Source organism: Chryseobacterium sp. DT-167, assembly GCF_058310155.1.
This window is the reverse complement of the sequence record NZ_JBZEEQ010000004.1, coordinates 205,227-218,793: the sequence shown is the minus strand read 5'-3', so window position 1 is coordinate 218,793 and position 13,567 is coordinate 205,227. Positions and strand designations below refer to the sequence as shown.

7 protein-coding genes are annotated in these 13,567 nt (G+C 29.3%); 5 read left to right on the top strand and 2 right to left on the bottom strand.

Going from position 1 to position 13,567, the window contains the following annotated elements:
* Window positions 1–308 precede the first annotated feature (308 nt).
* The 4 genes from AC4FQ5_RS07835 to AC4FQ5_RS07820 all read left to right on the top strand — a co-directional run bounded on the left by AC4FQ5_RS07835 (window position 309) and on the right by AC4FQ5_RS07820 (window position 7,980).
* On the top strand, window positions 309–926 hold the full coding sequence (locus AC4FQ5_RS07835) for a hypothetical protein (RefSeq protein WP_491142190.1): 618 nt from the start codon (window positions 309–311) through the stop codon (window positions 924–926).
* Window positions 927–1,068: 142 nt separating this feature from the next.
* Window positions 1,069–4,740 (top strand): YobI family P-loop NTPase, encoded by a 3,672-nt coding sequence (locus tag AC4FQ5_RS07830; protein WP_491142188.1) that lies wholly within the window; start codon window positions 1,069–1,071, stop codon window positions 4,738–4,740.
* A 208-nt stretch (window positions 4,741–4,948) separates the two neighbouring features.
* Window positions 4,949–7,036 (top strand): AAA family ATPase, encoded by a 2,088-nt coding sequence (locus tag AC4FQ5_RS07825; RefSeq protein ID WP_491142186.1) that lies wholly within the window; start codon window positions 4,949–4,951, stop codon window positions 7,034–7,036.
* Entirely contained in the window at window positions 7,033–7,980 is a 948-nt protein-coding gene (locus AC4FQ5_RS07820) for an HNH endonuclease family protein (RefSeq protein ID WP_491142184.1), read from the top strand. Before AC4FQ5_RS07825 ends, AC4FQ5_RS07820 begins: the two co-directional genes overlap by 4 nt.
* A gap of 406 nt (window positions 7,981–8,386) precedes the next feature.
* On the opposite strand, the gene AC4FQ5_RS07815 is transcribed toward AC4FQ5_RS07820, so the two are convergent.
* Window positions 8,387–8,698, bottom strand: coding sequence for a DUF6922 domain-containing protein (locus tag AC4FQ5_RS07815; RefSeq protein WP_491142182.1), 312 nt, complete (start codon window positions 8,696–8,698; stop codon window positions 8,387–8,389).
* A 40-nt stretch (window positions 8,699–8,738) separates the two neighbouring features.
* Entirely contained in the window at window positions 8,739–9,422 is a 684-nt protein-coding gene (locus tag AC4FQ5_RS07810; protein ID WP_491142181.1) for a nucleotidyl transferase AbiEii/AbiGii toxin family protein, read from the bottom strand.
* A gap of 862 nt (window positions 9,423–10,284) precedes the next feature.
* On the opposite strand from AC4FQ5_RS07810, the gene AC4FQ5_RS07805 reads away from it, so the two are divergent.
* Window positions 10,285–13,557 (top strand): DEAD/DEAH box helicase, encoded by a 3,273-nt coding sequence (locus tag AC4FQ5_RS07805; protein WP_491142179.1) that lies wholly within the window; start codon window positions 10,285–10,287, stop codon window positions 13,555–13,557.
* Window positions 13,558–13,567 lie beyond the last annotated feature (10 nt).

Genomic DNA, 13,567 nt, shown 5'->3' with positions numbered 1-13,567 from the left:
CTTCTGGAGGTCCTCGTTACGACGATGCTATGTCACAAGAGCAAAGAAGTTCTATTGATAATGGTATTTGACTGTGTAAGAGCCACGCAAGAATCATTGATGTAGATTATGTCAATTATTCACCAGAAACTTTAAAACAATGGAAGTTAATCGCAGAGCGAACTTCTTTTGAATTATTAGAGAATTTAGATCACCAGAAAGTAATTCTACCAACAACCTTAGTTGCCATTGGAAGTAATATTCTTATCGAAGCAATTTGGAAGTCAGCAAATGATGGCATTTGGAAATTTGAAATTGTTAAATTCGTTTTGGGTGAATTTAATAATATTCTAAGTTTTAATGACAACAAAAGCAAATTAGAAAAATATATAATTATCGAAAGCCAAGGTGACGGAAGATTGATATCAGGAGATTTGAATTGGCAATTGGTAGATAATAAATACATTATTTCGTTAGCTACTCTGGAAAAATCAAAGAGAACAACACCTTACAGATTGACTGACATATCTGCAGATTTCCAATTTGAGGATGGGGATTTTAAATTTGTTACAGGTGAAGATGCTGCAAAGCAAGCGATAATGATAGCACTAAGTACTAATTTTGGTGATATGAAGGACTCTCCTTTATTCGGGTCTTTCTTTTCATATTATTATTGGAAGTTTAAAGATGATATTTTTAACTTAACACGACTTCTCAAGCTTGAAATAACAAGACTTGTCTCTATTCCTTACCAAGATAGACTAAGTGGAGATTATAATCCTCCTTTAGATTTTATCAACAGAATTTTGAAAATAGACATATTAGAGATCAATGTTATTGATTCAAAAATTCCTATTAAAATTGCAGTAGAATGGGGAGATGGAAAACATTGGGAAAGTGTAATTGAAATCTACATTGGAGAGTTAGAAAGGTTTAATAATTTTTGAGTTTAATCTTACAAAGATTTTGAGTTTATAAGAAATCGGTCACAATGGCGGATTTAAGATGTGTAATTGCTGTAACTTTCTGACAATTAGTACGGTATTGACTGTGGGAATGCTTTTTGAGTATATGATCTAAACTCATACTATGTTGAAATCTCTATTTCAAAGAATCACATCTAAAACACCAAACAAAGAAAATCTTAATCGAAAAAGTATAAGCTCGTTAGCTCCAAAAATCTTAACTGAAGAGAAAGATATAGCAAGAGTTCAGCCTTATCTCACAGCAATCAAAAACTCTATCGATGAGCCTGATATTACCAATATAGCGATTACTGGCGCATATGGTTCTGGGAAAAGTACAATCATAAAAACTTTTCAACACCTAAATCCTGATTATAAATATTTGAATATTTCCTTAGCATCATTCAACGATTCTAGTGATGTTGAAGATTTAGAAAGATTGCTTGAAGTAAGTATCCTACAACAAATATTTTATCACGTAAAACCCGAAGAAATTCCGGATTCTAGATTCAAACGTATCATCAACAATACTACCGAAAAGATGTGGTCTATTGCTGTCGGTTTGGTTTTATGGATTTCCACTATTTTCATTCTTTTCAAATTTGATTTTATTAATAAAATTAACCCTGACAGTTGGAAATGGTCGTTAAAATTAGATTGGATAGCATTATTGGTATTTCTTATTTTCTTTTTTGGAATTGGGCTATTTTCTAAGACAATAGTTCGTTTATTCAGTAATTCAAAAATTAATAAACTTAATATCCAAGGGGAAGTTGAGCTTGGAGATAACATCGATAAATCTGTATTTAATGAGCATTTGGAAGAGATTCTATATTTCTTTGAAAGAACAGATTATAACGTAATAGTCATTGAAGATTTAGACAGATTCGAGAATACAGATATTTTCACAAAACTCAGAGAAATCAATATTTTACTTAATAATTCCAAATCTATACAAAGTAGAAGAGGCGGAGAGAAAATCAACTTTGTGTATGCCATCAAAGATGATATGTTCAAAAATAAGAATGAGAGGGTTAAGTTTTTCGAATACATTATTCCCATTATTCCATTTATCAATCCTTCTAATGCAGATGAACAGCTCACAAAACTTATTAGAGAAGCTAAATTAGAAAGTGTATTATCTAAAGAGTTTATCAGTAATGTTGTCACGTTTATTGATGATATTGATATGCGTTTGCTCATCAATATTTTTCACGAATTTGTTCTATATCGCGACACATTGAATCCGACTTTTGTGACCAAACCTGAAGATCTGTTTGCTATAATTACTTATAAAAATCTTTATCCCAACGATTTTATGAAATTGCATAAAAGAGAAGGAATGCTTTATGAATTCATTGGAAAAAAAATCCAATATACTGGAGAGCTAATTCAAAAGTTGGATGTTGAAATTGGTAATAACGAAAAACGTATCCAAAATATAGAAAACGAATCTGATTTGTCAGTAAGAGAGTTACGTGCGATTTATATTGCTGAAATTCAAAAGGAGTTTCCTAATGCTGTACTTTTGGATTTGGATGGAAACAAAAAATTTTATGAATTGCTCAAAGACGAAAATTTTGAAAAAATGATAGTTTCAGACAAGTTAAGTTATAATTACTATCAGCTTCTCAATAATTACAGTAGTTATCAAGATTATAGATTGTATTCTGATACAGTTGCTTTCTCATTTGCTAATATTGAAAAGAAAGTAAATACCGATTTTACCTATTCTGAAAGAGAGCAATTTATTTTGAATAAAACAAATAATGAACTCGGGGATTTGAAATCTGAAATGGCTAAACTAAAAAGCAGAAAACAAGAAATTAAATCTTGGGATTTAAAACAGATATTTGAAGAGATAAATATAAACCCTTATTTGGATGAATTTGCAGGCAGTCCATTGATGCGTAATCTATTGATAAATGGCTACATCAATGAAAATTACAATGATTACATCTCATTATTTCACGAGGAAAATTTGACCAAAGAAGATTTTCTTTTTGAGAAAAAGGTTAAAAGTGTAGAACATCTTCCATTCGATTATCAGTTAACAAACATCGAGACATTGCTTGGTAAAATACCTGATAATTATTTCAAAAGAGACGTAATTCTAAATTTTGATTTATTAGATTTTCTTGGCAATAATTATGAAAAATATAAAAATCATTACGAAAAAATCATCAATATTTTAAGTAATGAAAAAGATATTTCTATTGAGTTTATCGATGCCTATATTTACAGAGAGAATTCGCCATTAGAGATTTTTATACAGTCTATCTGCAAATCTTGGAGCGGTTTTGTAGATTTCTTGTATGATAAAAGTAATTATACGGAAGATAAAGAAAACTACTATTTAGAATTGCTTATAAAATTTGCGCCAGTGGATGATATTCTTAGATTCCAAAATAATGATTTGCTAAAAGATTTTATAGAAGAAAAACCTTATTTCTTATCATTGATAAAAAATGATGAGCAAAATAATTATTACGATAAAATCTCTTCACTTTTAAAAAGATTGAATGTGAAATTTTCAGATTTGCATCCTTCTACAGAAGATACCCAAAAACTGTTTGATTACGTTTACAAAAACGATAATTATCAAATAAATGAGGAGAATGTGGAACTCTTCATACAAACTTACAGTAAAGAAATTGAAATTAGCGATTTGGCAAAAGCTCATTATAGTTCTGTATTCAAATCCGGTTGCGATGACCTTATTGGTTATATAAAAGGAGGTATCAACGAGTACGTTAAATATGTGTTTTTGAAACAGGAACAAAACCTTGAGGAACCAGAAAGTTCCTTTATTTTTCTCCTTAATGACAGTATTTTGACCAATAATATGAAACAGGAAATTGTAAATAAATATGATTTCAAAATATCTAATTTGTCAGATATTGATGAACCGGAAATAAAAACAATGCTTATTGAATTTAATAAAGTGACTTCAAACTGGGAAAATGTTCTTGATTATTATATTGAATGGGATTCTAGCATAGAGACTCCATTGATAAATTATCTTAATAAAGAAGAAAATTATCTGGAGCTTTCAAAACAAACAATGACTAAAGAAGGAGATTTTGATTATCAAGAATTTAGAAAGAAAATTCTACTTTGTAATGAGCTGTCAGATGAGAGCTACAAAAATCTTTTGGAAAGTAGTATTTACACAAGAGCTGAGCTTGCGTTTGACGGTTTGAGCATCGAAAAGGTTAAATATTTGGTCAGCAAAATTTTATCATTATCTGAAGAGAATTATAATTTACTGAAGGAAAAATTTCCAAATGAACATATTGAGCTTTTAGCTAAGCATCAAAATAAATTCATTGCAGATTTTGAAAAATATACTCTGGTGGAAAATGACATCATTTTATTGCTGGCTCAAATGACTAAAATTAGTGATAAAAACAAAATCGAGATTATTAAAAAACTTGATGCAGATTGGATTATTAACTACAAGGATATTACAACAATTGTTTGCTCTGTCTTATCACATTTGCCATACGTGCAGTTAGAATATCAGATTTTGGAAGGTATATTTAAAAATACAAAATCTATCGAAAGCCGAGTAAGAGTACTTAATATTCAGTTTGAAAAACTATCGGTTGAAGAAGTGTATAATTTGATTAAAATTTTACCGTATCCATATTCGGATATTGCAGTCAGCAGAAAAAGACCGTCTATTCCGATGAATGCTTACAATCTACAGTTTGTAAATCATCTCAGTAGCAAAGGATATATATCATCTTTTGAGAGGAAAAATGAGGAAATAAAGATCGTAGCTAATTATTAATTTTGAATATAATAAACACCATTCTACGTTCAAATTTCCCAAAAGAGAATATGCAGAACAGGAAATAATCAATAGAACTTGTAACATAAAATCTTATCTAACTCAAAATATTAAGGGATATAGTCAAAAAGAAATTTGGTCTAAATAATAAAAGATAGCAATCTGTCTTTTCTAAAAAAAAAGATATATTTATAAAAATTAAATAACTATGGATTTTAAACTTTTAGCCTTAAGACCACTTAAGAACTGTAATGAGAGATTTCGTAAAAATCTTATAGAAGGTAAAATTTATAAATTTTATGAAGATTATAAATTTTATAATGGTAATACTGAACTTACGGAAGAAGATTTCCACGATGTAACCAATATTGAATACCAAACAACAAATCCTGTCCCCGAAGATCTTTATGGTAGCAATATAAATATTTCAGCAATAGTAGGGAAAAATGGAAGTGGAAAAAGTGCACTTATTGAACTATTTACAGCCTGCATTAACCAGTTGTCTTTAAACCTCGCAGAAGATAATCAATTACACACAACCGCAGATCTACTTAGTGCCGTTAAAGATGAGGAGGAAAAAAAAATCAGATGTGAGATTTTTTATAAATGTGATAACACTTATTTCCAATTAAAAATTGATGATGTAAACTTTGAATTTAAAAACTATTCAAATGTTGATACTTTTACTCTCAGCAACTTCTTTTATACAGAAATTATTAATTATTCATTATATGCATTTAACTCTCAAGTAGTTGGCGATTGGATCGATAATCTTTTTCATAAGAATGATTCTTATCAAATACCGCTGGTTATAAATCCGAAAAGAGAGGGAAAGGAACATAAATGGCAGTCAGGCACAATAAATATTAATAATGAAAAAATATTATTAGAGCAAAGACTTTTAGTTAATTTACTACGACCAGTCATTGATAATAATGTTAGTTTTAGAGAAATCGGTGAAAATAAAAAAGTGACCAAGCTGCTGATTGATGATCAAGATATTAGAGATTTTTTTATCTATTCAAACGACCAAGGGCAATGGGGAAAGAAATATGAGACAAATGAGGAGAAATCAAATTTTTATCAATACATAAAAGGTAATCACAATATCGATGTTTCTGTCAATTTCGATGTGTATAACCAAACACTCCCGTTACTTTCCTGCCATAATATTCCTGAAATTTTAAATAAAATAAAAATTTACTACAAGATTATAGATATTGGAGATGAAAATCTTCAAATGAAAATTGATTATTATCTAATATACAAAGTTATAAGTATCTGCGATAAGTATTTAGAGTATGATCAATTTGTCACCTCAAAAAACATCGTTGAACAAGGAGGAAAAGAATATACACGTTATTTCATAGATATCGATAATTTTTTAATATTTATCGAAAACCATAAAAGTCATATCACAAATAAATTTTTTCAAACAATAAATTTCAATTTACATTTCAACGATGGCTGGCAAGAGGTAGTCAGAAATAATAAAACAGACGTAGATACTATTTCAAAACTTCTAGAAAATCTGGTCAAGAATTTTCCAAAAGAAAATTTAAAATTGATCGAAATTTTACCTCCACCAATTTTTAAGACGACTATATTCTTAAATGATTTAGATTATATTGATGAAAACGATGATAACCTAATAGAGCTTAATAAACTGAGTTCCGGAGAACAACAATTGATATATTCTGTAAGTTCAATTACTTATCATCTTCTAAATATAAATTCGGTAGTTTCTGGTGAAAAAACAGCAAAATACAGGTACGTCAATTTAATTTTTGATGAGATTGAACTCTATTTCCATCCTGAATTTCAAAGAAAATTTGTAAACTACTTACTTAATCAAATAGGGAATTCACAACTGACCAACATCGACGGACTAAATATTCTTTTGATAACTCACTCTCCGTTTATTTTATCAGACATTCCTAAGCAAAATGTTCTATTTTTAAAAGAAGGCAAGCCTGATCAGTACATTAATAAAAGTACCTTTTCAGCTAATATAACAGACTTGTTATCTGAAAGTTTTTTTATCGGGGACACACTTTTAGGAGAATTTGTTGACGAAAAGATTAAAAAGGTAATTACGTATCTAAATAATCAAAAACGAGAAGAGAAAGAGTTTATAAAAGGTGTTATTTCTTTAATTGATGAACCTCTTATAAAATATAAGCTTGACGAAATGTACTATAATTCTTTTCCGGAGGAATTAGATATAGATGAAGAAATTAAAAAAATGAAACAATTGGCAGATAAATACAATTTTAAAATCGAACCTCAATTATGATTGTTTTACAAATAGATGAATCAAAAATGATTTTTTTTAGCAAATTGTTGCAATGTTGGTTTTTAAGAAAATTTGAAGGAGGTAAGTCATATAAAAATGGACACGATTGCGGTAATAAAAATTGTGTAATTTGTACTAGTTCAATTAATATTGAATTAGGTTTGCCAACAAAATTTGTTTCGTTCGTTAAAAAAAATCTGAAGGGAATTGTAAGCGGCACTCCTACTGAAATATTTGAAATCAACAAAGAATTCAGAAAAATTAAATTTGCTGAAAAAGATAGGAAGAAAATAAATTTTTTCTTAAAAAAAACAGGTTATGAAAATTGGTTTCAACCAAATTACTCTAAAGATTTTTTAAATATTCTAAATATTGACACCTGTATATATTGTAATAAAAATTACACATTAAACATTCTTGATAATTTTGCTAGAGCAGAATTAGATCATTGGTTTCCAAAAGATATTTTCCCCCTATTATCATTATCGTTGTATAATCTTATCCCAAGTTGTCATTCCTGCAACCACATTAAAGGAAGTCCCAAATACGATTGGAATAATGCTCTTGATGAACTAAATCACCCATACAAAACAGATGTAAATGAATCTTTCACATTTAGTTATGAATTCGCAGATAATTTACAATCGTTGAAAGTTGTTACTAAGGTGCCAAATTCTGCTTTGAAAACGCCTGCAACATTAAAATTTAACAAAATTCAAGAAATCTATAATGCTCATTCGAATAAAGAACTAAAAGACTTATTAGATCTTCGATATAAATATTCTGATAAATTTCTTGAAAGAATGATCAATAATTTCAAAATAATGACGAAACAAGAAGCTTATAGAATAGCTTTTGGGATTGAAATGGATACAGAAAATTATCACAAACGTCCTTTTAGCAAATTTAAAAAGGACATTTTAGATGAATTATTATCTAAATAAATTAGCAATCGTGATGAGAAAATAAAACATTCCACTTTCATTTTTTACTATAAAATTTGCCACACTCTCATAGTTTTGACTTCCGCCGAACGAATAACTAAAATGAATAATAACTAACTATTTTTAAATTCGTACGTACTAATTAAATAGTATACGAAGAAGTTAAGATCAGATTATCTATAATTTACGCTTATTTTAGCAATTTCCATTTCTAAGATAATTATTTAAAATGTTAGGGAGTCCACTAAGAAGCGGACACCCTAACATTTTTTGTCAAAAGGAAAAAGAAGCTAATTTGCACCAGGCGTTACCACACCAAAATTAGCACCTTTCAATTTTTTATTATGAGAAAATAATTTCTCAACAATATTATTGGTTTTGTGTTTCGGAAGAAAGTTTCCAAAAACTATATCCAGTGATAGGGCTTATCCTTTCTGTTTAGATAGCAATGGATTTCTTCTTTTTTAAGTTCCGGAAAAAAGTCTATTGCTCGGTCAATTGCATAGTTGGCGAGAAAATGAATCTCACTTCGAACTGTATTTACAACTTTTTCACGGCCATAGTATTTTATAATTTCATCAATCTCATTTTTTCCTCCTCTTTCAATAATACGAGAAATAATATGGACATAGGCTGTATCCCAATTTAATAAGCTAAAATCGGCGTCCCAGAAGAATTTCGGATGAATATTCGGTAAAACTTTATCTTTTATTCTCATACTATAAATATAAGGTTTTTATCTCTTTTTCTCAACAAAATTACCTTCTAAATCCTTTTCCTTTATTGATGGGAATGGATTTTTTTGAAATTAAACTTCCAAATTTCAGATTAGGATTTAAAACAGCTTTTTTGAGTCTTTCCTGCATTGTCTTCCAATTATTCTCCTTTCCTTGAATCATTGAAATGTCATATTGATTTCTAATACCATCAAAGTAGATTAATGAACGTGCTACTAAATTTGAATTTCCATTATATTTTAGTTGGTAGCTATCGAGATATGACTTTAAGGGATTTTCTTCAAGAAGAAAATACATATCTACGAAATCCTTTAATCTTGCTCCACTTTGAAATATTGCGTGAAGTTTCATAGCACCAATATCATCATTAGAAATCATCCTAATATTTTCAGAAATGTTATCCATCGCAATAACTGGATATTTGTGTGCTAAAAGGTCAACTTTTATATTTTCAATATAGGTCATAATTGTATTCTCAAAAACAATCTCATCTGTTGCCTTATATTCTTTTTGCAGATATCTAATTAAAGCCTTTGAGTTAAAGTCCTTCGTAGTAAACAGATCAATGTCAATGGATAACCTATGCCCTAATTTCAAGGCTAAGGCGGTACCGCCAACCAAAGTAAAATCTTTAAGCATTTCATCTTTCATCAGTTTTTGGAGAAGCTCCCACATTTTCTTACTGACAGTTTCTTTGTGAAGCATAATTTCATTTTTTAGAAAAATAATTCTGAAAATGAAGACTATGTTTGAAATGGCACTATGCGGAAATAGTTGTCACTAAATGTCCTAATAGCTTAAATTTTAAAATATTGGTAAGTAGATGATGAATATTGATATAGAAATCTATTTATGTTGGCAATTATATAATTACGCACCTAGACAGTTTTGTAATTGCTTAAGTATCTTAGATTTGGCTTATTTTTTATAAATAATATTAATTAAAAAAAGAAAATATATTTTTGAATTTTTTAGTATTATTTTTTAATGACTTAAAAGAATTAATATTGAGAAGTGAGATTGATTTTAAATCACCTGTAGGGTGATATTTGTACTCAAAAATAGGTTTTGCCTTAACACCCGAATTATCTGTGTCTGCAAAATGGCATTATTACATCAGTAAAAAAAGAAGATAGCGTTAAGAACATCAATCACAATTCTGAAAATTATATCTCTGTACTTGTAGGCTTTACTCTGGATTGGTTTGTTATTTTTAATGTTGAAAGTATAGATATTAATCCTATATTATCAATTGTACCAACTTGGGGATTATGAAGAAATTTTGCAAAAAATTTCAATTGTGAGTTGCATATAGGAATGGGTTACGATATTCAGGAATTTCCTAATCTGAGTTTTAGAATTGGATACGACTTTTAAAAGCACTTCTTTAATTATATTATCGTGATAGACTATTTCGGAGGCTATTATATTTATGCGTTACGGGAAACCGTAAAGAGATTGTGTTTTTAAAATCTAATTTTACAGATCGATTAACAAGTCATTTTTTTAACGAACAGTTTTTTTTATAATAGAATTAAAGTACTTTTAAACAAAACTAATAACTACTATGAATTTAAAATTACCCAAACTACAAAGAGAAGAAAAAATTGGAAGCGCTGCAAAAAAGAATATAATAATTCATTTAATTAAGGAAGAATCATATCACGAATTTGAAATTGTTTCTTTCCAAAGAGGAAAAGTCATTTTAAAAGATTTAGATAATAATGAATATTACATCACTACAGATAAAAATGATGTTCCTGATGATAAAAACTTTGTTCTATTATCAAAAAGTTTTCTCAAAGCAGATGTTGAAAATGGAAATATAAGATTTGTCAAATGGTTGAAGCATCCTGATAATGTTGAGAACTTGTCAGATATAATCGTGGCTTCTTGGAAAAACACATTCAATTTCAAAGAAGAAGATATTGAAAATAATACAATTGGATTACGTAAACCTCAGATTGGTGCCATTCATTCGATTTTAGGACATTTGACAAATGCTACTGAAATTGCCACAGTCGTATTACCGACAGGAACAGGTAAAACGGAAACAATGTTATCTGTGTTGATTGCTAATAAATGTAGTAAGCTTTTAGTCACTGTACCATCTGATGCTCTAAGAGGTCAATTAGCCGGTAAATTTTGTAATTTAGGTTGGTTAAAAAAACTTGACAGTGAAGGAAATTCAATTGTAAATACTTCCGCTAAATATCCAAAGGTTGGAATGCTGAATACTGGTTTTAGCAATGAAGAAGAACTTAATCAATTTTTTGATAAATGCAATGTAATTGTTTCTACTATGGATTTATTGACATCAATGTCAATTCAGCAGAAAAACTTATTGACTGAAAAGTGTTCACATTTATTTGTTGATGAAGCACATCATTCGAAAGCTAAAAGCTGGAGTAAGCTCATTAAATCTTTTGATAAAAATAAAGTTGTGCTTTTTACAGCAACACCATACAGGAATGATGGGCAATTACTCGATGGAAAAATCATTTATAATTTCACACTAAAAGAAGCACAGGAACAAGGTTATTTTAAAGAAATTGATTTCATCCCAATTAGAGAATATGACCAAAAAATTGCAGACTTAAAAATTGCAGAAACAGCTGTAAATAAATTAAGAGAAGACCTAGCAAATGGTTATAAACATATTTTGATGGCCAGATGTGAGGATAAATATCGTGCGGATGAAGTTTTTGAAATCTACTCACAATATAAAGACTTAAATCCTGTTAAAATATATTCTAACCTAAAGGGGCAATCAAATATTAAACAAAATATAATAGACAAACAGCATCAGATTATTGTATGTGTTGATATGCTTGGAGAGGGATTCGACTTACCTGAATTGAAAATTGCAGCATTCCACGATGTCAGAAAAAGCTTACCAATCACTTTGCAATTTGCAGGTAGGTTTACACGTACAAATAAAGATAATAATTTGGGTAAAGCCAGTTTTATTGCAAATCTTCATCAACCAACTTTAAGTGATGAATTAAGTTTACTTTACGCTAAAGAATCAAATTGGAACTCAATATTACCAGCCTTAAGTTTACAAGCTACTCAAGAACAAATAGACCTACAAGAATTCTTAGCAGGGTTTAGTCACTTGGATGAATCACTCATTCCATTTCAAGAAGTCCGTCCAGCCTTTAGCTCCGTGGTTTATCAAAATCTAACCGAGGATTGGCATCCAATGAATTTCAAGGAAGGTATAAAAGGTTATGAAAATTATGACTATAAATTTTTCGATTTAAATAGAGAGAAAAAGGCATTGATTGTTTTTCTAGGAAATAAAAAACCTGTTGATTGGGGTAGTTTTAAAGACGTTTATAATATTGAATGGGATATTTATATAGTTTACTGGCAGCAATCAAAAAATTTATTATTTATACATTCCTCAGATAAAGGAAGCCTTTATAAAGAATTAGCAAATGCCGTTATTGGTGAAAGTTCCTTACTAATAAAAGATGAAGAGGTCTTCAAAACATTTTATAATATTGACAGGGTTCGACTTTTTAACTTAGGGCTGAGAAGAGGTCTTGGAAAAGATATAACTTTCCAGTCTTATTATGGAAAAGGTGTACAAGAAGGGCTTTCTCTGGCAGAAGAAAAATCGGGCATTAGCAACAATGTTTTTGGGGTAGGATTTGAAGATGGCGATATGACTTCTATAGGTTGTTCAAGAAAAGGAAGAATTTGGTCATATTCTAGAGGAACAATAAATCAGTTCCTGGATTGGTGTGACGGAATTGCTGTTAAATTGGCAAACGATGAAATTGATCCTAATAATATTTTATTTAGTAACTCGATAAAGCCAGTTAGGATTTCCGTGAGGCCAGATGCTTATCCAATTTCAGTGGATTGGCATCACGAAATCTATAAAACAATTGAAGATAAAGTTGTTTTCACAATTAACGGAATCGAGTATGATTTGTCAACTTTGGAGCTTAACACATTTAATCCTAATAATGATAATCCGTTGTGCTTCTCTTTAGATACTGAAAATGAGAGTATTGCTTTTCAATTAAATCTAAGTGAAACACTTACAAATGGCAATAAATTATACGGTTTCAGTATTGTGAAGCTCTCTACTATTGATGCTAATGTAAAAATTGGATCAAGAAATTTTGCAGTAGCTGAATTTTTCAATGAACTTCCACCCAAATTTTGGTTTCACGATGGAGCATTTTTACAAGGAAATGATTACGTTAAATTTAATGAACAAATACTAGATTTCCCCAAAGATGAAATTGAAGAGTGGGATTGGAATGGAGTTAATTTAAATAGTGAATCTGAGGGATTTTCGAATTTAAACACCAATTCAATTCAGTTTCATTCCATTGAAAAATTAATCCAAGAAAATTATTATGATTTAATTTTTAATGATGACAATAAAGGAGAAATAGCAGATATTGTTGCTATTAAAAATAATGAAAATGAAATTCTTATAGATCTATATCATTTGAAATTTGCTCAAAATGGTCGAGTTTCAGGTGAAATCAAGAACTTTTATGAAGTTTGTGGTCAAACACAGAAATCTTTGATTTGGAAATATAAAGATAATGTGGAATTCTTTAATCATTTGATAAAAAGAGAAGATAAAAAACAGAAGATTGGACAAACCCGGATTAGAAAAGGTGATATAGAATTATTGGAAAAATTACTTTTTGAAGCTAAGTGGAAGAAAGAATTGAAATTTCAGATTTATATTGTCCAACCAGGCTTTTCTAAAGCAACTGCAACACCGTCAATATTAAATTTATTGGGAGTTACATCAAATCATCTTAAGAAGGAAGGAGGAATTGATTTACGGGTAATTTCAAGCTAATTTAGCTATT

Coding starts and splice junctions, on each gene's coding strand:
- AC4FQ5_RS07805 (WP_491142179.1), top strand. CDS start 10,285: ATGAATTTAAAATTACCCAAACTACAAAGAGAAGAAAAAATTGGAAGC.
- AC4FQ5_RS07810 (WP_491142181.1), bottom strand. CDS start 9,422: ATGCTTCACAAAGAAACTGTCAGTAAGAAAATGTGGGAGCTTCTCCAA.
- AC4FQ5_RS07830 (WP_491142188.1), top strand. CDS start 1,069: ATGTTGAAATCTCTATTTCAAAGAATCACATCTAAAACACCAAACAAA.
- AC4FQ5_RS07825 (WP_491142186.1), top strand. CDS start 4,949: ATGGATTTTAAACTTTTAGCCTTAAGACCACTTAAGAACTGTAATGAG.
- AC4FQ5_RS07820 (WP_491142184.1), top strand. CDS start 7,033: ATGATTGTTTTACAAATAGATGAATCAAAAATGATTTTTTTTAGCAAA.
- AC4FQ5_RS07815 (WP_491142182.1), bottom strand. CDS start 8,698: ATGAGAATAAAAGATAAAGTTTTACCGAATATTCATCCGAAATTCTTC.